Raw genomic sequence first — 23,886 nt, 5'->3', positions numbered from 1 at the left:
GAGAGGACTAAGGTTCTTTCAGAAGGTAAGAAGAGAGCAAGTGTGGTGGCGATAGCGAGGAGGAAACACCTGTCGACATGCCGAACACAGAAGTTAAGCTTCTCAGCGCCGAAAGTAGTTGGTGGGAAACTACCTGCGAGGATAGGTCGTTGCCATGCTGGTCTTATTCCGGTTTAGCTCAGTTGGTAGAGCATCTGACTGTTAATCAGGGTGTCGTCAGTTCGAGTCTGACAACCGGAGTTATAGTCGGATGTTTAGCCGACTTTTTTTGTTAGAAAGTTTTGTTCGCCAGCTTAGCTCAGTTGGTAGAGCATCGGTATCGTAAACCGAGGGTCACAGGTTCGAATCCTGCAGCTGGCAGTAAGCGATATATTGTCGTCATACAGATGTATGGCGTTTTTTATTGCATTTCATTCAGGTTCTATAATGTTGAGTGTCGATGAGTAATTTAGTCGACACTCTTTTTGTCTGATTAACAATAGTTAAATTACATTTCTTATTGTATGAAGCGTGTATCAGTATTTACTCCTAACTGTTTCGAAAGAAGGTTGAATTAGATTATAGTGGTTTAGCAATCTGATACAGAACTATTGGCGCTTATTTAGAGAGTTAACCTACATTTTTTTAATTATCGTTTCAAGGTATAGATCCAGTTTAACCAATGATCTCAAAGCCAAAATTGTTAGCAAAGTTCAACTGATTTTATTAATTCTACTTGAGTGTGCAATTATTGCTTAGTATCGTGGCTTAATTGTTAAATAGCTTAGAATATTACTGTTCTGAAATTTAACTTAAATAATTATCAACTAGGCAAGTACCAAGCAAAACATTTGATTGTAATATTAATGGCGGTGTCATTGAAAGCAGAGTAGTAGTAATTAAGCGGTCAACTTTTATTTATGCTTAAAGTGTGAATATCATCAAATAACTACTAGAAGAAGCTAAGACAAAATAAAATGCCCGTATCAAAATACGAACATTTTTCTTTATGGTGTTCCAAAAGTCAGAAATTTGGGTTGAATTACGCCTAACGCTAAATTAGCCGTTAGATTAAAGAGACTTAATCATTTGATGATGTTGAATACCAGCATCTAAAAATTGTTTTCCTTGCACTTGATAGCCAAGTTTGGTATAAAAATCTTGAGCCTGATCTTGTGCATTGAGAACTAAAAGTCTAATACCATTTTTTTGAGCTTGATCTTCGATACTTGTCATCAATTGACTAGCTAAATTTTGGTGACGATAATCTTTTTGGACTGCTACTCGTTGAATGTGCCATTGGGTAGGAGTTTCTGGCAAAATTCGTGCTGTCGCCACGGCAGTTTGATTTTTATAACCGACGAAGTATTGACAATTGGCTTCATCTTGATCTATCTCGCGGCTTTCTGGGACGTTTTGTTCATTAATAAAAACTTCTTGACGGATTTTTAGACTGTCTTGATAGATAGAACTATTGATATCATTGGTTGTTTTAATTTGCATTGCTTTTTTCTCCTTGTTGATTTGCGGTTTAATGTAGTTCAGCAGTACAATTGCCTGATTATGGACTTGATCTTTAGCGCCATATAAAATGGTAACGTTATTAGAAATAAGTTGTTCATTGATTATTTTAATTAACTGCTGAACTGCGGGATTTTGTTGCAGCTCTTGTTGATATTTTTGCTTAAATTGTGAGTATTTATCACTATCATGATGATACCATTTACGTAATTCAGTTGATGGGGCAACTTCTTTAGCCCATAAGTTCAAGTTGGATTTTTCTTTAGAAATACCACGGGGCCAGAGTCGATCTACTAAAATACGATAGCCATCTGTTAATGAAGAAGCTTTATAAATCCGCTTTAATTGTAATTTAATTATTATCAGCTCCAAACTCTAATATTTATTTAAGCTTAACATATATTTCATCAATAGAAAGGGATGAATTGTTATTAATTTAATAAGTGATTTTTTAAAAAGTGAAACGACTGTTCAACTGGCTCAAGACCTTTTAGGTCGGGAATTGTGTTACAATTCTGAGCAGGGAAAAATTGCGGGCTTAATTGTTGAAACCGAAGCTTACTTAGGCGCTAAAGATTCAGCTTCACATGCATATCAAGGACACCATTCTGCGGCAAATGAAGCACTATATCGTGAACCAGGTACAATTTATATTCATACACAACGCGGACACTACTTACTTGATATTGTTGTTCAAGAACCAAATCAGCCCGACGGTATTTTAATTAGAGCTTTACAGCCCACACAAGGCTTAAAAATAATGCAGAGATATCGCCAAACGGCGAATTTTAATTTAACCAGTGGTCCAGGAAAATTAACCCAAGCTCTAGGGATTAACTCTAAAAAATTGAATTTAACTTTACTTAATTTCAAGACTTTGAGCTTAAGTAGTAAAAGAATTAAAGTTCCCAAAATTATTAAAACTTCTCCCAGAATTAATGTTAGTACTAGAGGGTCTTGGACACAACGTCCTTTACGTTTTTTCGTTGCTGGTAATCCATATGTTTCTAATTGTGTAAAAAAAGAATTAGAATTAGTTAATTATGGCTGGCAGTGAAAATTATTAACGACATTTTGACATTATATGTTAGAAAGATTAAAATGTTAAGGCATTGTCTAATATTTAGGGAGATTAATTATTAATTATGGATACAAAAAAACAAAAAACTTTCTTTGGTCAACCAATGGGCTTAAAGACTTTGTTTATGACCGAATTTTGGGAACGGTTCAGTTATTATGGCATGCGTGCTATTTTACTTTACTATATGTATTATGCAGTGACCCAAGGTGGTTTGGGCTTTAAACAAGAAACTGCAGCTTCAATTATGTCGATCTATGGTTCACTAGTTTATATGACCAGTGTATTGGGGGGATATATTAGTGATCGAATTTTAGGGAGTCGGCGAACCGTCTTTTGGGGGGGAGTTTTAATCATGTTTGGACATATTTTCTTGTCCTTACCATTAGGCTCAACCACGTTATATTTATCAATATTATTTATTACCATTGGAACAGGTTTGTTAAAACCTAATGTTTCTGATATGGTTGGCGATTTATACAGTGCTGAAGATAATCGACGTGATGCAGGTTTTAGTATTTTTGTTATGGGAATTAACCTTGGTTCATTGATTGCACCTGCAGTCGTGAGTCAAGCTTGGAAGAGTTATAATTTTCATGTCGGATTTTCTTTAGCTGCGATTGGTATGTTTTTTGGTTTAATTACTTATTACATTCAAGGTAAAAAGTATTTACCTTTAGAAACATTAAAACCCTCTGATCCGATTACTGGTGCTGAAAAATCACGGTTAGTGAAACATGTTCTTTTATTTGTAGCAGCAATTGTCGTTATTATCATTGCAATGATTCTTACCAAGTTAGCTAGTTTACAAAACTTTATTAATTTGATTAGTATTTTTGGCATTGTTTTACCAATTATTTATTTTGTCATTATTTTAAGTAGTCAAAAAGTGACTAAAATTGAAAAATCACGTGTTTATGCTTATATTGGTTTATTTATTGCAGCAGTAATCTTTTGGGCAATTGAAGAGCAAGGTTCATCTATTTTAGGCCTGTTTGTTGCTAATAATACGCAATTAAAGCTTGGTGGGCTTGAGCTGAATCCAAGTTGGTTCCAAATGTTAAATCCATTCTTTATTATTATTTATACACCACTATTTGCTTCGCTTTGGACTAAATTAGGTAAAAAGCAACCTTCTTCGCCAACTAAATTTTGGTTAGGTTTAGTCTTTACTGGAATCTCATATTTAGTTTTAGTGTTACCGTTAATTGGTGGTAGTCGCGGTAAAGTTAATCCATTATGGTTAGTTTTAAGCTGGGGAATTGTTGAAATTGGTGAAATGCTGATCTCACCAATTGGCCTCTCTGTAACAACTAAATTGGCGCCGAAAGCTTTTTCTTCAGAAATGATGAGTATGTGGTTCTTAGCTGATGCTGCTGGTCAAGCAATTAATTCACAATTAGTAAGATTTTATCCACATCATGAAATGGCTTATTTTGGCGTTACCGGTTTAGTTGCAATTGGTTTTGCTATTTTATTGATTTTCTTTACACCAAAAATTAAACAGTTAATGTCTGGGATCAATTAACACAAAGTTCACCTACGGGTGAGCTTTTTTACTTAAAAAATTAGTAACTTGGAGAGCTTTAAAAATTGTGTTAAAATCAAATAGTGAAACGGTCAACTAGATTGTTGAAGCTAAAGATCGCTTTGTTTTTGATTAAACTGAGATCAAGGCTAAGATTAACGGTTACGTAATTTATTTGATTTGAAAAATAAGTTATTTTAAAGCGACAAGTAATGCCTTTTTTAAGCTGTGGTGAATTGCTTCTCAACTTAAATGTGGTAACATCTAATTCGAAAACAAAGAACTTTAAAAATAACAAAATATTGGTTTGGAACAAACCTTGGTAAAGTAGGACAGCCACTACTGAGTTGTAAGAAAAAGCTTAGCAAGTTAAGTCCGTTCCCAGAAACTCGGTATTTTAGTACCGATGTAGTTCACTAGTATAATGGTAGATGATGTTTCAGGGGTATCAACAGAAAAAAATTAGCAAAACCTCTTGCAAATTTATGCTAAATTGGTTATTATATTTAGTGTCCTATTGATAGTTTGGAAGGGTAGCGAAGTCTGGCTAAACGCGGCGGACTGTAAATCCGCTCCTTCGGGTTCGGTGGTTCGAATCCACTCCCTTCCATTGATTGGGTTATAGCCAAGTGGTAAGGCAATGGACTTTGACTCCATTATGCGCTGGTTCGAATCCAGCTAACCCAATAATTGACTGAAACGTTTGTTTCAGTCTTTTTTTATTTTTGAAAATGAGCCAAGAATCACGTTTTTTTAAGGACGTGATGAATTTCTTTGATATTTAAATTTTAACCGTTTCATAACTATGAAACTTTGATTCTGGGGTATTTTAAATTTGTGAGGTATTTTCTGTGTCAGAAATTCCGATTTATGTTCAAATTCATAACCGCATGAAATCTGATATTGCGCAAGGTAAGTGGCAAGTGGGCCAGCGAATTCCCTCTGAACGGTGGTTAGCGCAAAAATTCAGTGTTAGTCGTATGACAGCACGGCAAGCCATTCAAACGTTAGTAGATGAAGGAATTTTATCACGTAAAGTTGGTTCAGGAACTTATGTGGCGAGTCAAAAAGTTCAAGAAAAGATGTCTGGAACCACTAGTTTTACTGATATTATGCTTTCGCAGGGCAAACATCCAGCTAGTAAGGTGGTTTCTTATCATTTAGCTGAACCAACATTAAGCGAAAAAGAAAATTTACAGTTATCTGAAAAGATTGATGTTTTACGAATGGAACGCATTCGCTTGGCAGACGGCATACCAATTTGTTTTGAAATTACAACCGTGCCTTGGAATTTAGTGCGCGATTTAAGTCAGCAACAAATTACCCAATCTTTATATCATGCCTTGGAACAAAAAGGATTTAAATTAGGTCATGCTCAACAGACCGTTTCAGCCATGTTAGCGTCAGAAAAAGTGTCTGAGCTTTTACGAGTTAAGTACGGTGCACCTGTGCTAAGATTGCGGCAGGTTACTTTATTAGATAACGGTCAACCTTTTGAATATGTTCGCTCACAGTATGTTGGTGAAAGATTTGAATTTTATTTAGAAAGATAATGGAGAATTATTGTGAAAAACAAGCTAGTTCAGAATTTTAGTTGGTATATGATGCTCTATGTATTAATCCAACCACTTTTGGATGTAATTACAGGTTGGCAAATTAAATTGTTACCTAACTTTAGTTTGACGGTTGGCGTAGCTGTCAGAGCTATTATGTTATTAGTCATTGTTTGGTTTATTTTATTAGTTGCTAGGCAGCATAATAATTGGATAGATCGTTATGTGCCTTGGTTTTTAGGACTTTTATTGATTTTAGCTTTGATTAATTTAGGGGTTAATTATTTTAATAAGCCTGTCTTTTCTTTATTCACGGAAATAGCGGCCTGTTTTAAAAGTCTACACTATTTGGTTATCATTCTTGGAATGTACTATGCTTTTGAAAATTTATCTCGGCAACAATTAGCTAAGGCAGTACCAGCGTTTGTTTATTGGGCACAGATGATGATTAATGTTGTCATGCTAGTAGCAGTTTTGACTAATACTGCTTTTAAAACTTATCCTCAGGGAAAATTGGGGCTCAGCGGTTGGTTTAATGCCGGCAACGAATTAGGGGCAATTTTGGCGATTACTTTCCCCATTGTTTTGTTGTATGCTCTTAATAAAGCGCAAATTAAGAATAATTATTGGTATTTTGTGGGCGTAATTTTATCAGTTAATTCGATTATTTTAATTGGAACTAAAAGTTGTTTTTATGGCATGTTGCTGGCTTTAATCGTAGCCGCGGTTTTTCAATTGATCAAAACTTTTATTTCGAAAAAATATCGGCTAGCCAATTTGATTAGTACAATTTTAATTGTAATGTTGTTTGGTGGGGTCATGGCGATTTATCCGCATTCACCAGTTCATAACAATAGTGCCATTCAAAATCGAATTATTCGGGAAAACCAAAAGAACAAAGAAAAAATTTTATCTAGTAAAAAGAAAAAACACCGGATGGATCACTATGAACGTTTTTTGATGCAAAATAAAGAATTAAGTAATCCATTATTAGCTAAATTATTAAGTGGCCGAACTAATTATTATCGCTTGAACAGTTATCAGTATAAGAAAGCTCCTTTGGGGCAAAAGTTATTTGGCATGGGCTACGGGGGCAATTATCATAAACGTCCGCGCACCGTCGAGATGGATTGGTTAGATTTTTATTTTGAATTTGGTTTAATTGGGTTTTTAATTACAATGTTGCCACTGCTAGTTATTACGATTTATTTATTATTTGAATTTTTCCGCAACTTTTTGCAGGCTAAAGTCCAACAAAATTTGTTGTACTTTGTCGCTTTTGGTTTAGGAATTTTTATGTCAATATTGTCAGGCCACGTTTTAACTGCTCCTGGTGTTAGTTTGTATTTTGGTTGGGTCACGGCTTATTTGTTGTTTGCTTTACGCAGCCCACGACCGCAACATTTAGCTCGCAGTATTAGACAAATCACGTTGCCTTGATTTATTAATCAAGTATTAAAAGAAAAAAGTGACCGAAAAAATGCCGCGGCTGAGACAAAAGTCGCTAAGCAGTTGAACGCTAATGGTTGTAAAGCTGCAGGTTAAAATTAATATTGGCAGATTTAAGATCATTAGGCACAAACTGTTGACTTTTAGAAATTAATGTTCGTTTGATTGAAATAAAATGCGATCATTAATTTTATTGTTGCAGTCTGACAAATTTTTGGGGTCACTTTTTTAACGGCTTATTGTAGTTAGTGATTTTGTTTGACTAATTTTAAAAAACGGGGTAAAGCCATGAAACGTTTGAAACGACTAGGATGACTTAATAAGCGATAAAGCCATTCTAAATGCCAGTTTTGGATAAATTTGGGTGCCCGCTTAACACTGCCGGATAAAACATCAAAACTGCCGCCAACGCCAATCCAGACCGCGGGACTTAATTGGCGGTAATGGTGGATAAACTCTTCTTGTTTTGGAAAACCTAAGGCAACTGCAACAATGTCGGGCTGGGTTTGCTTAATTTTCTGGGCAATAGGTGCTGCATCTTGAAAATAACCATCATGACTACCGACAATTGTTAAATGCGGATATTTTTGCTGAACATTTTGGACAGTTTGAGTGATTATTTCGGGTTTAGCACCTAACAAATACACTTTTAGGCTACACATATTTGCAATTTCTAGTAAACTAGTAAGTGTATCAAAACCAGTAATTCTTTCTGTTAAGGGCTGATTAATTAAATTACCAGCCTTAATAATTCCAATTCCATCTGGTGTAATATAATCAGCAGTCTTAATAATTTTTCGATATTGTGGATGATCATACGCATAGACTGCAATTTCGGGATTAGCAGTAACGATAAAAGTGTTTTGATGATTCTTTAAACGTTCTTGAAGCAGTTTGATGAAAGCCTGATTGGTGGTATTAATAAAAGGTAAATCTAGAATAGTTATTTTTTTTAGCACTGTTGAAAAACTCCTTTTTTGATAACCTTAGTTTACGATAACTGCTAAATTTTAACAATTTATTGTGAGGATTTAATTATGAAAACTTTACATGTCAACGCTGGAAATGAAAATGGTGGTGGGCGAACTATCATTATCAATTTAGTACGTGGTTTAAATGAGCTGGATATTAATTCACAATTATTAGTTTTGGAACGAGGCCCAGTTTCTGATCTAGCAAGTAAGGCTCAAATTCCAACGACAATTATGAATCAAAATGGTCAATTGGATTTACGAATTTTGGGTCGTTTAAAAAAATTTATTAATGATAATCAAATTGATGTTGTGAATACCCATGGACCACGAGCTAACTTTTTAATGAGTTTGATTCATAAGCATATTCATGCTAAATGGGTGATAACTTTGCATAGTGATCCATATGTTGACTTTCCCGATAATCTCAAAGGAAAGTTAATGACTTCCTTAAATATTCGTGCCTTAAAAAAAGCCGATTTGATCATGCCAGTTACCTCTAAATTTGAAGCAATTTTAAAAGAATTGGAGATTAAGCCAACTAAAATTCATTCGGTGTTTAATACCATGTATTTTCAGCCTGAGCCCCCTAAAACAACACGGCAAGAAGTTTTTACATTACTTAATGTGGCACGGTTAGTGCCCGTTAAAAATCAGCAACTATTATTAAAAGTTTTAGCAGATTTGGATTTTGACTATCGCTTACAATTAGTTGGTGAGGGGGTGTCAGAAACACAATTAAAACAATTAGCGCAAAAATTAAAAATTCAAGATAAAGTCGAGTTTGTGGGTTTTACAGAACAAACAGAACAATATTATCAAAATGCTGATTTATTTGTTTTACCTTCAACTTCAGAGGGTTTTCCACTTGTTTTATTAGAAGCAGCCAATAATGCGCTACCCGTGGTGGCTAGTGATGTTGGTTCCGATGCTGAAGCAGTGCAACCAGACGCGGGCTGGATTGTTGCGATGAATGATTTTGACGACTTAAAACAAGCAATTTTACAAGCCTATACTTTTTGGCAAAAGGATGAATTACGGTTGATGGGACAGAACAATTACCAGTATTGTTCCACACATTTTTCTAATGAGCGTTTAGCTCAGACTGTCAGCCAAATTTATCAGAATGTGTTAAAGTAGAATTATTTTAAAAGCGAGGTTAGATTGTTGCGACCATTACAAAAAGAAATTATTGCCTATGAGAAAGTTGCACCGCAAATTGATCCGGAAAAGGAAATTCAGCGAAGTGTGAACTTTTTAAAAACTTTTTTACAAAAAAATCATGTTAAAACTTTAGTTTTAGGAATTTCTGGGGGACAGGATTCCACTTTAACTGGACGTCTAGCTCAATTAGCAGTGTCTCAATTACGTCAAGAACTGGCTGATCAGAGTTATCAATTTATTGCAGTGCGTTTACCATACGGGCAACAAGCTGATGAGTCTGATGCTTTGGCAGCTTTAGAATTTATTCAACCTGATCAAACTTATCGTGTCGATATCAAACCAGCGGTTGATGCAGTGGTTAAAAGTATTGCGACTAATGGTCTGCAAATTAGTGATTTTAATAAGGGTAACATCAAAGCGCGGCAAAGAATGGTTGTTCAATATGCGATTGCAGGAAATACCAATGGCATTGTGGTAGGAACTGATCATGCTGCTGAAAATATCACTGGTTTTTATACTAAATATGGTGATGGTGCCGCCGATGTCACGCCGCTATTTCGCTTGGATAAACGCCAAGGTCGCCAATTATTAAAGTATTTACAAGCACCCCAAGCACTTTATTTAAAGACGCCAACTGCTGATTTAGAAGATGGTCGGCCAGGATTAGCTGATGAGGTGGCATTAGGTGTTACTTATCAAGAAATTGATGACTATTTAGAGGGACATGAGATTGATGAAGCTGCGGCTCAAAAAATTGAATCCTGGTATGTAAAAACGACGCATAAACGGCAATTACCATATACGGTGTTTGATCAATTTTAAGCTTGTTTGACAACAAGTTTTAAGAATGTAAATTAGATTTTAATTAAAGAAGGAAATAATTAATGGTTAATAAAGCACAACAGCGCGCAATTAAGTATGCGCAGACTTTGAATGACGTTTTGCAACGTACACAAGAAATTCAAGGTGAACTAAATCCTAAATTTCAGGAAATCAAAACAGCTTTAAAAAATGATGAATTAACACAGATGCAATCAGCCCACTATTTGGAAATTCAAGGCGCTTTTCAACGGGGAACTGATGAATACGCTCAGTTAACACAAAAATTAGCTGCATTAAGAGCTCCTGCTAGATTAATGGGGATTCATTTAACGTTAGTTAGTGCATATCAAGACTATGTCAAAGCTTGTCAGGCAATGATTGAAAGTATGAAAGATGACCGCACTGTTGATCACGAGCAGTTTAATCAATCGGAGCAGGATCAAGATCAAGCAACCGAAAAAATTGCTAAATGTCTGCAACGTATGAATTAATTTGCAACAAGTCTTGCAAAATTTGTTCAATCATATTATCATGAATAAGTGTTATTTGCGGGCATGGCGGAATTGGCAGACGCGCAAGACTAAGGATCTTGTGGAGAATTATCTCCGTGGAAGTTCGAGTCTTCTTACCCGCATTTTGGGACAGATAATCTGTTCATTTTGAGGTCTGATGGCAAAAATTGTAGTTTGATGGACTATGATTTTTTCATCACTATTTTAAAAGTAACGTGATTTTAAGGCTGACTTGTTTATTGATAATTAATTAAAATAAATTTAATAAATTTATTAAAACTTGATTGATTATCTTGAGTGAGCATGTTAAGATAAAGACGTGTTTTTGAATGGTTATGGTTCGATGGTTCATGTGTAACTAACTTCCATATCGGCCACAAAGAAATGCAAAAAGTGTTTTGAGGAGGATGTTCACATGGAACATGGAACAGTAAAATGGTTTAACGCTGAAAAAGGTTATGGTTTTATTACTCGTGAAGATGGTAGTGATGTATTCGTACATTTCTCCGCTATCAACGGTGAAGGCTATAAGACTCTTGAAGAAGGTCAATCAGTAACTTTCGATATCGAAGAAAGTGATCGTGGACCACAAGCAGTTAACGTTAATAAAGACTAAGATTTTAATTTTAGTTCTGACCAGCCAGTGGGCTGGTTTTTTTTTACATAAAAACTTTTGAGAGATTATGGTAAAATTGTCTTAGAAATAATCGGGGAAAAAATGTGGCAAAAAGACGGCGACGAATTTATCAAAAAAGTAATAATATTAATGGTTTGATGGCAATAATAATTTTAAGCTTGGGCTTTGTAGTGGCAGTCGTGGCGATTAATCATTGGCGCCAAAATGTGGTAGAATCACAACCAAATATTCAAGTTCAAAATCAATTTCAAAAAAAACAGCATTTCATTAATGAGTTGGCACCAGCAGCCATTAAATATGGTCACCAATACCATGTTTTGCCGAGTATCACTTTAGCACAGGCAATTTTAGAGAGTAACTGGGGCAAAAGTGGTTTGGCTGCAGATTATTATAATTTGTTTGGGGTCAAAGATGATAATCCTCATCAGTCGCAAGAATTACAAACCCAGGAGTACCAAAATGGCCAATGGCAGACAGTCACAGCCCGGTTTCGAGTATATCAAAGTTTTGAAGAATCAATTGCTGATCATGATGCCTTAATTGCTAACGGAACAACGTGGAATAAGCAGCAGTATCAACAGGTTTTAACGGCTGATAATTATCTGGAAGCGGCGCATAGTTTGCAAACGGCCGGTTATGCCACGGATCCTGACTATGCTAAAAAATTAATTCAGATTATTCAAACTTATAATTTAAGTCAATATGATAAAAAGTAAAGTAGATAATGGTAGGCTTAAAATAAAAGTTAAGGAGGAAATATTGTGGATGAACTAAAAGCACGGATAAAAAGCGACGGTCGCGTTTTGGGAAAAGATGTTTTGAAAGTTGATAGTTTTTTAAATCATCAAGTAGACCCACTGTTAATGCAAAAAATTGGTCAAGCTTTTTATCAATATTTTAAAGAACAACCGATTACCAAAATTTTGACGGTGGAATCCTCGGGAATTGCTCCAGCGGTGTTAACAGGCTTGGAATTTCAGAAACCAGTAGTTTTTGCCCGCAAGCATCGTTCAATTACAATGAGTCAAGATTTATACGTGGCTGATGTTTATTCCTTTACTAAAAAGGAAACTAATAAAATTAGTATTGCCAAAAACTTTTTAACCGCACAAGATCGGGTCTTGATTGTCGATGACTTTTTGGCTAACGGACAGGCGGTTTCGGGTTTAACGGATATTATTCAACAGGCGGGAGCTCAACTAGAAGGCATTGGCATCGTGATTGAAAAAACCTTTCAAAAGGGACGGCAATTGATTGAACAGCAACAAATTCCGATTTTATCCTTAGCGAGAATTAGTGGATTTCAAGATGGAGAGGTAATTTTTGCAGAAGAATGAGGCAGATTTAAGTATGAAATTTATGAAACCCCAGATCCCAATTGGGATTATTCATGGCGGTATTAGTGATTATAGCTTGGCTCACCAAGCTCATCTCATGGGCTTTAAAGTGGTAGTTTTAACCAATCAACCACAATTATGGCAAAATTTTTCTGGTGAATTACTAGTTGGTGATTATCATAATTTAGACAATTTGAATGATTTGTTTGCGCAAGTTGAGTTGGTAATCTATAACAATGCCAATATTGAATTACCTGATCTGCAACAGTTAAAGCAACCAGAGAAACTAGTCCAGGGAACAGAAATCTTAGATTTAATGCAAGATCGCTATCTAGAACGTTGTTTTTTAAATGAGCATAATCTTAATATCACTCCTTATGTAACGGTGGTTAATAAAGCGGATCTACAAAAAGCCGTTTCTGAGATTGGCTTTCCTTGTATTTTAAAACCAATTCAGCGCGCTGTTTATCCGGGATTTCGAGAAATTTTTTATGATCAAAAGCAAATTGACCAATATCAATTACCGCAAGGTTCATTTATTTTAGAGTCCTTAGTTGATATTCACCAAGAACTTTTTGCGATGGTGACCAAAGATGCAGCTGAACAAATTAGAACGTATCCTTTAATCAAAGTTACGCGTCCCCAAGGTTTAAAAACGGCGTTAATTACAGCCAATAACAACACGACTTTAGTGAAAGAAGTGCAAGATATTGCTCAAACAATTGGGCAACAACTACACTACCAAGGCTTATTTGCAATTAAACTGTGTACGACTAATAGTGGGATGTTATATGTAGAACGTTTATATCCAGGTACCGTTTTTTCGGCTCAAATTTTTGCTGCTGTTACCCAAAGTAATCAAGAAGAATTAATGCTCCGCAGCTTATGCAATTGGCCGTTACCTCAGTTAAAACCCTTGATTAACGGTTGTGAGTTATTAGTGACAGCAGAACATTTAAATATTGCTCTGGATTTGATTCAACAACATCCACAGTGGCAATTACATTTTAATTCGAAAGTTAATGCTAACTTAAACAATGATAATGAGGAAATTGGGGCGCTTACAATTTTTGCCCAAACGGAGCAACAATTAATTAATTACGTCAATGCTACAGGATTGTGGCAAATTTAAGTTTAATTTTAAAAGGTTTAAATAAAAATTGAAGGAGATTACTTATGGTCATAAAACGTTATCAGCGGCCAGAAATGGCTCAAATCTGGAGTGATCAAAACAAATATCAAGCTTGGCTAGATGTGGAAATTGCAGTTGATGCTGCTTGGAACAAATTAGGAAAAATTCCTGATGCTGACTTAGCTGCAATTAAGCAAAAAGCTAAGTTTAATGTTGATGATATTTTGACCATGGAAAAAATCACGAAACATGATGTTGTAGCTTTTACAAGAACTGTTTCACAAAGTTTGGGACCAGAAAAAAAGTGGATTCACTTTGGAGTCACCTCGACTGACGTGGTCGATACGGCTTATGGTTATCTACTTAAGCAGGCGAACGCTATTTTACGCCAAGATTTAACGGCTTTGCTGGCTGTAGTAGCTCGTAAAGCGCGCCAGTATAAAACCACTGTTATGATGGGGCGAACACATGGTGTGCACGCGGAACCGACAACTTTCGGGCTAATTTTAGCTAATTGGTATTCAGAATTGAAACGCGATTTAGACCGTTTTGATCATGCTGCCCAGGGCGTCCAAGCCGGCAAAATTAGTGGGGCTGTCGGCACTTTTGCTAATGTTCCACCAGAAGTTGAACAAATGGTTTGTGCCCAGTTAGGCTTGACGGCTCAAGAAATTTCAACTCAGGTTTTACCACGAGATTTACATGCTGAATATATTATGACTTTAGCTTTGATTGCTTCAGCTTTAGAACGGTTTGCCCTAGAAATTCGCCATCTACAGCGCACCGAAGTACGAGAAGTTGAAGAACATTTTGCAGCTGGTCAAAAGGGATCTTCAGCCATGCCACATAAGCGTAATCCGATTGGTTCTGAGAATATTACTGGTTTATCACGGGTTATCAAAGGGCAGGTTTTTACAGCACTAGAGAATATTGAGCTCTGGCATGAACGGGATATTTCTCACAGTTCAGCCGAGCGCATTATTTTACCCGATGCCACCGAAATTTTGGATTACATGTTACATCGGTTTACTAATATTTTGGACAACCTGACTGTTTTTGAAGATAAAATGTTAGCCGATTTAAATGTTACGCATGGTTTGATTTATTCACAGCGGGTGATGTTAAAATTAATTGATTCCGGTTTAAGTCGAGAACAAGCTTACGATTTGGTTCAGCCCAAAACCGCTCAGGTCTGGGAGCAACAGGTTGACTTTCGCCCCTTGTTGGAAGCTGATGACCAAATTATGCAGCACTTAAGTCAAGCTGATTTAGATGCAGCCTTTGACTATCACTGGCATTTAAAACATATTGACGAAATTTTTGCTCGCGTGGGAATTGAATAATTCTTACAACTTTAATTATTAAAGAGGTTGGGATACCTAAATTAATGGTCGTTGACGTTACGATCATTGACTAGGAGGGGATCCGATCCTCTTTTCTTTTCGCGATGCTGGATTGTCTGTAAGAGTTTGCTATAATTAAAAATGTAATTTATAGAAGAAAAGGAAGAATCTATTTAATGTCAGAAGCAGCTATTTTACAAGGACTAAATGATAAACAGAGACAAGCAACAACAACGACCACTGGTCCTTTATTGGTTTTGGCTGGAGCTGGTAGTGGTAAAACGCGGGTTTTGACGCATCGAATTGCCTATTTAATTGAAGAACAGCATATTTTACCATGGCATATTTTAGCCATTACGTTTACTAATAAAGCTGCTCGTGAAATGCAAGACCGTGTTAAACAGTTGTTAGGTGAACAAGGACAGGAAGTTTGGGTTTCAACTTTTCATTCAATGTGTGTGCGGATTTTGCGACGTGAAGCGGAAGCAATTGGCTACAGTCGAGCTTTTACCATTACAGGCTCTTCGGAACAACTGACTTTAGTTAAGCAAATCTTAAAACAGTTAAATTTGGATCCTAAAAAATATGATCCGCGAGCAATTTTAAGTTTAATCAGTAGTGCTAAAAATGAATTATTGACAGCTAAAGCCTATTCTCAGCAGGCTAATAATCCTTTTGAACAAGTAACCGCTCAAGTTTATGAACGGTACCAAAAACGTTTGCAGGAAAATCAAAGTCTGGATTTTGACGATTTGATCATGCAAACGACAATTTTATTTGAACAAAATAATGATGTTTTACAAAAATATCAAGACAAATTTCAATATATTCACGTTGATGAATATCAGGATACTAATGATGCACAGTATCGGTTAGTCAATTTGTTAGCGGCTAAGTATCAAAATTTGTGTGTAGTTGGTGATGGTGATCAGAGTATCTATGGTTGGCGTGGGGCTAATTTGGATAATATTTTAAACTTTGAGCAAGATTATCCGAAAGCCCAGACGATTTTACTGGAACAAAATTATCGGTCCACCAAAACGATTTTACAGGCGGCCAATGAAGTGATTGCTAATAATAGTAATCGGAAACCGAAAGAATTGTGGACTGATAATCCGCAGGGAGAAAAAATTTCTTATTATCGTGCTGGCTCAGAACAAGATGAGGCTTTATATGTTGTTGATCAAATTAATGAATTGACACATAAAAAAAATTATCAACTAAAACAGATTGCTATTTTATATCGAACGAATGCGCAATCGCGAATTTTAGAAGATCGATTGTTAAAAGCCAATTTACCTTATAAAATTATTGGCGGTCATAAATTTTATGATCGTAAAGAAATTCGGGACGTTTTGGCTTATTTACAGCTAGTTGCTAATCCAAAAGATTCGCTAAGTTTTCAACGAGTAATTAATGAACCTAAACGCGGCATTGGTCAAGGATCCATTGCTAAATTGCAACAAGTAGCCGATCAAGAACAGCTTAGCTTATTGGAAGCAGCTTTTAATGCAGACACAATTACGGGCTTAACCAGTAAAGTTAAAAGTAATCTTCAAGAGTTTGCACAAATGATTAATGATTTGCAAAAAACACAGGCAAATGCTAATATGACGCAATTATTGCAAGCAGTTTTAGAAAAAAGTGGTTATGTCGCCAGCCTAGAACGCCAAGATTCTTTAGCGGCACAAACTCGTTTAGAGAACATTCAAGAATTATTGACGGTCACGCAAGATTTTGATCGCACCTATGAACCTGAGGAACCAGAAGCAGATTTCTTAGTCGACTTTTTGGCCGATTTAGCTTTGGTTAGCAGTGAAGATAGTGAGGATGACGAGGAAAATCAAATAACGTTGTTGACGTTACATGCGGCCAAAGGCTTAGAGTTTCCCGTTGTTTTCTTAGTCGGAATGGAAGAAGGAATTTTTCCTTTAAGTCGTTCCTTGACTGATGAAAACCAATTAGAAGAAGAACGCCGCTTGGCTTACGTGGGGATTACTCGGGCACAAGAACGGTTATATTTAACTAGTGCTTGGTCACGTATGTTATATGGACGGACGCAAAGTAATCCGCAGTCCCGTTTTGTCGATGAAATTTCAGACGATTTGTTGGAACAAAAAAATGTGCAACCCCATCAAGCACCAACGCAACTACCTTTTGATCGCCAACGCTCCATTCGTCGGCCGCGTAAACCTCAACAAAAACCACAAGCTCCTAGTGTAGCTAATCAAAGTGATGCTGGTAAAGTTAATTGGCAAATTGGTCAGCAAGTTAAACATCAAGCTTGGGGTATCGGAACGATTGTGAAGATCAATGGTCAAGGCGAGAGTGCCGAATTAGACATCGCCTTTGAACAGCCAACAGGTATTAAACGTTTATTAGCTGAGTTTGCACCGATTAAAAAAGTTGAGTAAGGAGAAACTAATGGATGAACAAGCAGCAGCAGCCAAACTAACTGAATTACGGGCTAAACTAAATCGGGAACGAACTGCTTATTACACAAAAGATGCGCCAGTAGTTGAAGATCATGTTTATGATCAACAATACGAGCAATTACTCAAGTTAGAACAACAGTTTCCACAATTAGTGACCGCAGATTCTCCTAGTCAATTAGTCGGTGGTGCTGTCTTACCAGAATTCTCTAAAGTACAACATGATTTACCAATGTTATCTATGGGTGATGTGTTTTCTTTTAGTGAACTAGAGGCTTTTAATCAACGCGTTAAAAGTGCCGTTGGGCATCCGGTAGATTATTGTGTCGAATTAAAAATTGATGGGTTAGCTTTATCGTTACGTTATGAAAAAGGTCAGCTCGTTCAAGGTTCAACACGCGGAGATGGACAAGTTGGTGAGGATGTTACGACGAATGTCAAAACGATTGCCGATATTCCAGAAACTTTAGCCGAACCTTTGACGATTGAAGTTCGGGGCGAGTGTTATATGTCCAAATTAGCTTTTCAAAAATTAAATCAAAAACGTGAACAAGAAGCGACTAGTGTTTTTGCCAATCCCCGCAATGCGGCGGCTGGTAGTTTACGGCAATTAGATGCTAAAATTACGCAAAAACGCCAGTTAAGTACGTTTATTTATACTTTGATGCAACCACGTGAACTACAGGTTACAACGCAAAGTCAGGCGTTAGAAACAATGCAAAATTTAGGTTTTACGACTAATCCCGATCATTTTGTTAGTCACGATTTAGCGGGGGTCAAAGACTTTATAGCTAAGTATCAGGATTTACGTAATGACTTGCCCTATGGCATTGATGGCGTGGTTTTAAAGGTTAATGACTTAGCTGTCCAAGCTAAGTTAGGGAATACCGTTAAAGTACCACGCTGGGAAATTGCCTATAAATTTCCACCGGAAGAAGCTCAAACAACGATTCAAGAAATCGTTTGGACGGTAGGACGAACGGGAGTGGTGACACCAACGGCGGTGATGGATCCCGTTAAATTAGCTGGAACAACCGTTGCTCGTGCCACTTTACACAATCCTGATTTAATTGCGGAAAAAGATATTCGTCTGCACGACACGGTTTTGTTGCATAAAGCCGGCGATATTATTCCTGAAGTTTCCCGCGTGGTTTTAGAAAAAAGACCAGTTGACAGTCAACCATATGTTATTCCGACCCATTGTCCCTCTTGTCAAGCCCGCTTAGTTCATTTAGAAGAGGAAGTGGCACTAAGATGTATTAATCCGATGTGTCCCGCTCAAGTTAAAGAAGGCTTGGCCCATTTTGCTTCACGCAATGCGATGGATATTACCGGTTTAGGTCCTCGAATTGTGCAACAACTCTGGCAGCAAGAGTTGGTTCATGATGTGGCGGATTTGTATCGGTTAACGGCAGCCGATTTAGCCCAATTACCCGGTTTTAAAGAAAAATCAATCACTAATTTATTGACGGCAATTAACCAGTCTAAAACTAACTCTTTGGAACGCTTACTTTATGGCTTAGGGATTCACCATGTTGGTGCGAAAGCTGCGTTGTTATTAGCGCAAGAATTTAAAACCATGACGCAATTAATGCAAGCTTCTAAAGAGCAAATTGCCCAAATTAATACGCTAGGAGAAATTATTGCCGACAGTGTGACCGTCTATTTTGCTAATCCTAAAGTGCAACAATTGATGGCTGAATTAGAACAACTCCAAGTGAATTTGACTTATCAAGGTGTCAATTTAGAAACTACCGATAATGCTTTCAATGGTAAAACAGTTGTTTTGACTGGTTCACTGCAGCATTATACCCGCCCAGAGTTGACGTCTCAATTAGAACATTTGGGCGCTAAGGTGACTGGATCAGTTTCGAAAAAAACAGATTTGTTGATTGCTGGTGAAAAAGCAGGTAGTAAATTAACTAAAGCGCGCCAATTAGGAGTTCTGATTTGGGATGAAGAGCAATTACAACAACAACTTAAGGAAGTGTAACCATGACAAGTAACAAAATTTCTGGACTCGTGATGACGTTAATGACCGTGTTTTTAGTGGCTGGTTGTGGTAACTTAAATAATTCCTCATTGTCAACACATAATAACGAGAAAGGCAGCAAGGTAATGACGACTGGGGCTTCCAAAACAGGACAATACAGTACGTTATTACAAAATGGTAAGTATCATACCAGCCCGATCAGCGGTTTGACTGCCGACAGTGATAGTGATAATTCCAGTAATTCCACAGCTTTTGAAAGTGGTTTACTAGAAATCTCGCAAAAAGAATTTTCTACCGATCGGTATTCATTTCAAGAAGGAAAAATTATTTCTGCTAAAACGGCTCAATCATGGCTTGATCGGAAATCAGCCAAAAATCCTGCAGGTTTAAATCCAGAGGACAATGGTGCAACGGATCCCGATAAACGCAATCCGATTTATTTACAACAGTTATTGGAACAAGATTTTTATACGCAAAATGATAAAAGTTATACTTTAAGTGGTATCAGTATTGGTTTAGCCATGAACGATGTTGATTATTATACCAAGGAGCGCTACGGTGCCCAATTTGAAACGAAAATCTCGCCGGAACAACGTTTACAACAAGCTAAGAAAATCGCCGACGAAATTGTGACGCGCTTACGAAAAAAAGCTAGTCTGAAAAATGTGCCCATTATGGTTGGTTTATATCGACAAAATATTAATGATTCACTGGTTGGCGGAACATTTTTTGGTTATGGTGTGAGCCAAGCTAAACAAAATCAAGTTACTAATTGGAAAGATATAAAGCAGGAAAATCAAGTTTGGCCCGTAGTTAATAATGAAACGCCAATTAATAGTAGTGATGCTGATAGTTTTTCGAATTTTAAAAATCATATTCAAAATTACTTTCCTAATTTAAGCGGTGTGACTGCTCAAGCGCATTATCAAGATGGTAGTTTACATGGCTTGGATATCACGATTACGACGCAATTTTATGGCGTAGCCCAAATTAATAGTTTTACGCAATTTGTTCAAGATTCGGCCAACAAGTATCTACCACAACAACCAGCTTTAGAAATTAAGATTCAGACCGTTCAGGATTTGCAGTCTTTGATAACAAAAGATTATAATAGTAAGCAGTTTAGTAGTCATGTTTTAACTTCTTATTAGGGTTTTGGTTCAGCGTAAAGAAGCTAATTGGCGTCAACTTTAACTGCTAATAAGAATCAAATTTTTAACTAAATACAGGACAATTTGATTGACATCATAAGGAGGATGATTTAATGCTTGATAAGGAATTGGTTCGGCATGTAGCCGGCTTGTCTAAACTAGAGTTTGATGATGCTAGTTTAGAACATTTTACAGTTCAATTGGATGATATTATTCGGATGGAAGATGAATTAAGTCAAGTTGATACGACTGGTGTCCAGCCAACAACTCATATTGCACGGCAAGAAAGTACTTTTCGCATGGATGAACCACAAGCTGGTCCAGGACGAGAGGTTCTCTTAAAAAATGTTCCAGAACAAGAAAGTGGCTTTATTAAAGTACCGTCAATGTTAAAGCAGGGGGACAAGTAACGTGAATTATTTTGATGAAACAATTGCATCGCTCCATCAAAAATTAGCGACTAAACAAATTAGTAGTCAAGAATTAACCAAGGAAACTTTAGCTAAGATTAAAGCTTTAAATCCACAATTAAATGCTTTTATCACGGTCAATGAGGCGGCCGGTGAGCAACAGCCAGTAACAGTTTTAGAAGATGAAGTTTTAAAGGGTATTCCGCTAGCTATTAAGGATAATATCTTGACTAAGGGAATTAAGACGACAGCTGCCAGCAAAATTTTGCATAATTTTGTGCCTGTTTATGATGCCACCGTTACAAAAAAGGCTCAAGCAGCTGGTTTGATTAACGTTGGTAAAACTAATATGGATGAATTTGCCATGGGTTCTTCGAGTGAAACCTCACATTTTGGCAAAGTTAAAAATCCGTGGAACACCAATAAAGTTCCGGGCGGTTCTTCTGGTGGTTCGGCAGCGGCCGTAGCTTCTGGACAAGTGTTAGCCGCTTTAGGAACTGATACTGGTGGTTCCGTGCGTCAACCGGCTTCTTTTAACGGGGTGTTTGGCATTAAGCCGACTTATGGCCGGGTTTCTCGTTGGGGCGTCATTGCTTTTAGTTCTAGTTTAGATCAAGTTGGCGTCTTATCACGCCATGTAGCTGATTCAGCCCAAATTTTACAATCCATTAGTGGCTATGACCATCATGATAATACTAGTTCACAAAAAGCCGTGCCCGATTGGCAAATTAAAGCCGATGTACGGGGCTTAAAGGTTGCAGTTCCTGAAGAATTTATGGGCAATGGTGTTGACGAACAAGTTAAGGCACAAGTAGAACGAGGAATTCAAATTCTGCAACAAAATGGTGCGACAGTTGATACTGTCCAATTACCGCATGCCCAATATGCCGTGCAAGTTTATTATATTATTGCTTCCAGTGAAGCTTCTTCTAACTTGCAACGTTATGATGGGATTCGCTATGGTTTTCGAGCACAAGATGTGCATAATTTGGAAGACGTTTATGTTAAATCGCGCAGCGAAGGCTTTGGTGATGAAGTTAAACGCCGGATTATGTTAGGTAGTTTTGCGTTGTCGGCGGGTTATTATGATGCTTATTTCAATAAAGCAGCACAAGTCCGGACCTTAATTATTGATGATTTTAATAAAGTTTTTGAAGATTACGATTTGATTGTTGGACCAACAGCCCCGACGACAGCCTTTGATCTTGGCAGTCGGATTGAAGACCCAGTGGTCATGTATATGAATGATATTTTGACCATTCCGGCTAACTTAGCAGGGTTACCAGCTGCTTCTGTACCAGTTGGCTTAGCTGACGGTATGCCCGTTGGTTTACAAATGATTGCCAAACCTTTTGCTGAACAAACAATTTTTAATGCTGCACAAGTTTTGGAAGATGAAACACAATTTTTACAGCAACGGCCACAGTTGGGAGGCAATAATTAATGAATTTTGAAACGACAATTGGTTTGGAAGTCCATGTTGAATTAAAAACTAAATCCAAGATGTTTAGTCCCGCTCCAGTTTCTTACGGTGCTAGTCCCAATACAATGACGAATGTGATTGATTTTGGGATGCCAGGGACGTTACCGACTGTGAATCAAAATGCTTATCGGTTGGGTGTGATGGTTGCCTTGGCATTAAATGCCGAAGTTGAACACCATACGCACTTCGATCGGAAAAATTATTTTTATCCTGATAATCCTAAAGCATATCAAATTACACAAAAAGAAAAGCCATTAGCTCATGATGGCTGGATTGAAATTGAAGTTAATGGTCAAACTAAGAAGATCGGTATTGAAGAAATGCACGTTGAAGAGGATGCTGGTAAAAATACGCATGCGGACAACGGTTATTCTTACGTTGATTTAAACCGACAGGGTACACCGTTAATTGAAATTGTTTCCAAACCTGATATTGCCTCACCAGAAGAAGCTTATGCTTATTTGGAAAAATTACGCCAAATTGTGCAATTTACTGGGGCTTCTGATGTGAAGATGGAAGAAGGTTCCATGCGGGTTGATACGAATATTTCCCTTCGGCCTATTGGTTCCGATAAATTAGGTCAAAAAGTCGAATTAAAAAACTTAAATTCTTTTCGTCATGTGTTAAATGGTTTAGCTTTTGAAACCAAACGCCAGTCCGAAATTTTAATGGCTGGTGGAACAATTGCCCAAGAAACGCGACGCTATGATGAACCAACGGCTTCCACAATTTTGATGCGGGTTAAAGAAGGTGCGGATGATTACCGCTACTTCCCCGAACCGGATTTACCTGATTACCACATTACGAGTGAGTGGATTGACCAAATTAAACAACAAATTCCCGAAATGCCAGATAAAAGACGGCAACGTTATATTAAAGAATTAGGAATTCCCGAATATGATGCCGGCGTGTTAACGGATACTAAAGAAATGTCCGATTTCTTTGATCAAACGGTGGCTCTAGGGGCTGATGCTAAACAAGTTTCCAACTGGTTAATGGTTAATGTGAATGCTTATTTGAATGAAAATGATCTTGATTTACCACAGACGAAGCTAACGCCACAAAATTTAGCTACGATGATTAATCTAGTTAAAGATGGGACTATTTCTTCAAAAATTGCGAAAAAAGTTTTTGCTGAAACCATCACTAATGGCACAGAACCTAAGAGTTGGGTTGAAGAAAAAGGAATGGTGCAACAATCTGATCCAGCAGTCTTGACACCGATTATTAACCAAATTTTAGATGATAATGAACAATCCATCATTGACTTTAAAAATGGTAAAGATCGTGCCATTGGCTTTTTAGTGGGGCAAATCATGAAGCAAACTCGTGGTAAAGCTAATCCGAAAATGGTTAATCAAATTTTAAATGCAGAAATTAAGAAGCGCTAA

The 23,886-nt window shown here is 37.0% G+C and carries 20 protein-coding genes, 5 tRNA genes and 1 rRNA gene; 24 read left to right on the top strand and 2 right to left on the bottom strand.

Annotated features, from left to right (window positions below; translation table 11 throughout):
• The first annotated feature begins 41 nt into the window (after window positions 1-41).
• The 3 genes from rrf (at window position 42) to AC3B7A_RS02930 (ending at window position 360) form a co-directional block, all read left to right on the top strand.
• Window positions 42-158, top strand: a 5S ribosomal RNA gene (gene rrf, locus AC3B7A_RS02940).
• Window positions 159-167: 9 nt separating this feature from the next.
• Window positions 168-240, top strand: a tRNA-Asn gene (locus AC3B7A_RS02935).
• Window positions 241-287: 47 nt separating this feature from the next.
• Window positions 288-360 (top strand) — tRNA-Thr (locus AC3B7A_RS02930).
• 690 nt (window positions 361-1,050) lie between these two features.
• On the opposite strand, the gene AC3B7A_RS02925 is transcribed toward AC3B7A_RS02930, so the two are convergent.
• Window positions 1,051-1,872, bottom strand: coding sequence for a DUF488 family protein, N3 subclade (locus tag AC3B7A_RS02925; RefSeq protein WP_489756240.1), 822 nt, complete (start codon window positions 1,870-1,872; stop codon window positions 1,051-1,053).
• Between the two features lie 52 nt (window positions 1,873-1,924).
• On the opposite strand from AC3B7A_RS02925, the gene AC3B7A_RS02920 reads away from it, so the two are divergent.
• From AC3B7A_RS02920 to AC3B7A_RS02895, 6 genes are all read left to right on the top strand, one after another.
• A complete protein-coding gene (locus tag AC3B7A_RS02920) occupies window positions 1,925-2,557 on the top strand; it encodes a DNA-3-methyladenine glycosylase (RefSeq protein WP_489756530.1) in 633 nt (210 codons plus the stop codon).
• A gap of 88 nt (window positions 2,558-2,645) precedes the next feature.
• Window positions 2,646-4,106 (top strand): peptide MFS transporter, encoded by a 1,461-nt coding sequence (locus AC3B7A_RS02915; RefSeq protein ID WP_489756239.1) that lies wholly within the window; start codon window positions 2,646-2,648, stop codon window positions 4,104-4,106.
• Window positions 4,107-4,633: 527 nt separating this feature from the next.
• A tRNA-Tyr gene (locus AC3B7A_RS02910) sits at window positions 4,634-4,716 on the top strand.
• Window positions 4,717-4,721: 5 nt separating this feature from the next.
• Window positions 4,722-4,793: transfer RNA gene (locus AC3B7A_RS02905), tRNA-Gln, on the top strand.
• A gap of 164 nt (window positions 4,794-4,957) precedes the next feature.
• Entirely contained in the window at window positions 4,958-5,659 is a 702-nt protein-coding gene (locus tag AC3B7A_RS02900) for a GntR family transcriptional regulator (protein WP_489756238.1), read from the top strand.
• Between the two features lie 12 nt (window positions 5,660-5,671).
• Complete coding sequence (locus tag AC3B7A_RS02895) at window positions 5,672-7,099, top strand: O-antigen ligase family protein (protein ID WP_489756237.1); 1,428 nt, start codon at window positions 5,672-5,674, stop codon at window positions 7,097-7,099.
• 254 nt (window positions 7,100-7,353) lie between these two features.
• Here the strand turns inward: AC3B7A_RS02895 and AC3B7A_RS02890 are convergent, their stop codons facing one another.
• Complete coding sequence (locus AC3B7A_RS02890) at window positions 7,354-8,067, bottom strand: WecB/TagA/CpsF family glycosyltransferase (RefSeq protein ID WP_489756236.1); 714 nt, start codon at window positions 8,065-8,067, stop codon at window positions 7,354-7,356.
• Window positions 8,068-8,145: 78 nt separating this feature from the next.
• Here AC3B7A_RS02890 and AC3B7A_RS02885 point away from each other — a divergent pair, with 78 nt between their 5' ends.
• The 15 genes from AC3B7A_RS02885 (at window position 8,146) to gatB (ending at window position 23,886) form a co-directional block, all read left to right on the top strand.
• Window positions 8,146-9,219, top strand: coding sequence for a glycosyltransferase family 4 protein (locus AC3B7A_RS02885; RefSeq protein ID WP_489756235.1), 1,074 nt, complete (start codon window positions 8,146-8,148; stop codon window positions 9,217-9,219).
• 27 nt (window positions 9,220-9,246) lie between these two features.
• The gene (gene nadE / locus AC3B7A_RS02880) at window positions 9,247-10,065 is read left to right on the top strand and encodes an NAD(+) synthase (RefSeq protein ID WP_489756234.1); all 819 of its coding nucleotides are present in this window, start codon (window positions 9,247-9,249) and stop codon (window positions 10,063-10,065) included.
• A gap of 62 nt (window positions 10,066-10,127) precedes the next feature.
• The gene (locus AC3B7A_RS02875; RefSeq protein ID WP_489756233.1) at window positions 10,128-10,556 is read left to right on the top strand and encodes a hypothetical protein; all 429 of its coding nucleotides are present in this window, start codon (window positions 10,128-10,130) and stop codon (window positions 10,554-10,556) included.
• 57 nt (window positions 10,557-10,613) lie between these two features.
• Window positions 10,614-10,699, top strand: a tRNA-Leu gene (locus AC3B7A_RS02870).
• Between the two features lie 293 nt (window positions 10,700-10,992).
• The gene (locus tag AC3B7A_RS02865; RefSeq protein WP_489756232.1) at window positions 10,993-11,193 is read left to right on the top strand and encodes a cold-shock protein; all 201 of its coding nucleotides are present in this window, start codon (window positions 10,993-10,995) and stop codon (window positions 11,191-11,193) included.
• Between the two features lie 104 nt (window positions 11,194-11,297).
• A complete protein-coding gene (locus AC3B7A_RS02860; RefSeq protein ID WP_489756231.1) occupies window positions 11,298-11,930 on the top strand; it encodes a glycoside hydrolase family 73 protein in 633 nt (210 codons plus the stop codon).
• Between the two features lie 45 nt (window positions 11,931-11,975).
• Complete coding sequence (locus tag AC3B7A_RS02855; protein WP_489756230.1) at window positions 11,976-12,551, top strand: xanthine phosphoribosyltransferase; 576 nt, start codon at window positions 11,976-11,978, stop codon at window positions 12,549-12,551.
• A gap of 13 nt (window positions 12,552-12,564) precedes the next feature.
• A complete protein-coding gene (locus AC3B7A_RS02850; RefSeq protein WP_489756229.1) occupies window positions 12,565-13,683 on the top strand; it encodes an ATP-grasp domain-containing protein in 1,119 nt (372 codons plus the stop codon).
• Between the two features lie 44 nt (window positions 13,684-13,727).
• The gene (purB, locus tag AC3B7A_RS02845; RefSeq protein WP_489756228.1) at window positions 13,728-15,026 is read left to right on the top strand and encodes an adenylosuccinate lyase; all 1,299 of its coding nucleotides are present in this window, start codon (window positions 13,728-13,730) and stop codon (window positions 15,024-15,026) included.
• Window positions 15,027-15,202: 176 nt separating this feature from the next.
• Window positions 15,203-17,440 (top strand): DNA helicase PcrA, encoded by a 2,238-nt coding sequence (gene pcrA / locus AC3B7A_RS02840; protein ID WP_489756227.1) that lies wholly within the window; start codon window positions 15,203-15,205, stop codon window positions 17,438-17,440.
• Between the two features lie 10 nt (window positions 17,441-17,450).
• Window positions 17,451-19,451, top strand: coding sequence for an NAD-dependent DNA ligase LigA (gene ligA, locus AC3B7A_RS02835; RefSeq protein ID WP_489756226.1), 2,001 nt, complete (start codon window positions 17,451-17,453; stop codon window positions 19,449-19,451).
• A 2-nt stretch (window positions 19,452-19,453) separates the two neighbouring features.
• The gene (locus tag AC3B7A_RS02830) at window positions 19,454-20,602 is read left to right on the top strand and encodes a CamS family sex pheromone protein (protein ID WP_489756225.1); all 1,149 of its coding nucleotides are present in this window, start codon (window positions 19,454-19,456) and stop codon (window positions 20,600-20,602) included.
• Between the two features lie 113 nt (window positions 20,603-20,715).
• On the top strand, window positions 20,716-21,012 hold the full coding sequence (gene gatC, locus AC3B7A_RS02825; RefSeq protein ID WP_489756224.1) for an Asp-tRNA(Asn)/Glu-tRNA(Gln) amidotransferase subunit GatC: 297 nt from the start codon (window positions 20,716-20,718) through the stop codon (window positions 21,010-21,012).
• A 1-nt stretch (window position 21,013) separates the two neighbouring features.
• Window positions 21,014-22,456 carry an Asp-tRNA(Asn)/Glu-tRNA(Gln) amidotransferase subunit GatA gene (gene gatA / locus AC3B7A_RS02820; RefSeq protein ID WP_489756223.1) on the top strand — a complete coding sequence of 481 codons (1,443 nt, stop codon included), beginning with the start codon at window positions 21,014-21,016 and terminating at the stop codon, window positions 22,454-22,456.
• A complete protein-coding gene (gene gatB, locus AC3B7A_RS02815) occupies window positions 22,456-23,886 on the top strand; it encodes an Asp-tRNA(Asn)/Glu-tRNA(Gln) amidotransferase subunit GatB (RefSeq protein WP_489756222.1) in 1,431 nt (476 codons plus the stop codon). Before gatA ends, gatB begins: the two co-directional genes overlap by 1 nt.

This window comes from Bombilactobacillus sp. ESL1202 (genome assembly GCF_058107125.1).
Note: the sequence above shows the minus strand (reverse complement) of the source record. Positions and strands in the feature narration are given on the sequence as shown.

What these genes read in the sequence shown, in the direction of transcription:
- AC3B7A_RS02915 (WP_489756239.1), top strand. Translation starts at nt 2,646, where the DNA reads ATGGATACAAAAAAACAAAAAACTTTCTTTGGTCAACCAATGGGCTTA.
- AC3B7A_RS02885 (WP_489756235.1), top strand. Translation starts at nt 8,146, where the DNA reads ATGAAAACTTTACATGTCAACGCTGGAAATGAAAATGGTGGTGGGCGA.
- AC3B7A_RS02875 (WP_489756233.1), top strand. Translation starts at nt 10,128, where the DNA reads ATGGTTAATAAAGCACAACAGCGCGCAATTAAGTATGCGCAGACTTTG.
- AC3B7A_RS02865 (WP_489756232.1), top strand. Translation starts at nt 10,993, where the DNA reads ATGGAACATGGAACAGTAAAATGGTTTAACGCTGAAAAAGGTTATGGT.
- AC3B7A_RS02850 (WP_489756229.1), top strand. Translation starts at nt 12,565, where the DNA reads ATGAAATTTATGAAACCCCAGATCCCAATTGGGATTATTCATGGCGGT.
- purB (WP_489756228.1), top strand. Translation starts at nt 13,728, where the DNA reads ATGGTCATAAAACGTTATCAGCGGCCAGAAATGGCTCAAATCTGGAGT.
- pcrA (WP_489756227.1), top strand. Translation starts at nt 15,203, where the DNA reads ATGTCAGAAGCAGCTATTTTACAAGGACTAAATGATAAACAGAGACAA.
- ligA (WP_489756226.1), top strand. Translation starts at nt 17,451, where the DNA reads ATGGATGAACAAGCAGCAGCAGCCAAACTAACTGAATTACGGGCTAAA.
- AC3B7A_RS02830 (WP_489756225.1), top strand. Translation starts at nt 19,454, where the DNA reads ATGACAAGTAACAAAATTTCTGGACTCGTGATGACGTTAATGACCGTG.
- gatC (WP_489756224.1), top strand. Translation starts at nt 20,716, where the DNA reads ATGCTTGATAAGGAATTGGTTCGGCATGTAGCCGGCTTGTCTAAACTA.
- gatB (WP_489756222.1), top strand. Translation starts at nt 22,456, where the DNA reads ATGAATTTTGAAACGACAATTGGTTTGGAAGTCCATGTTGAATTAAAA.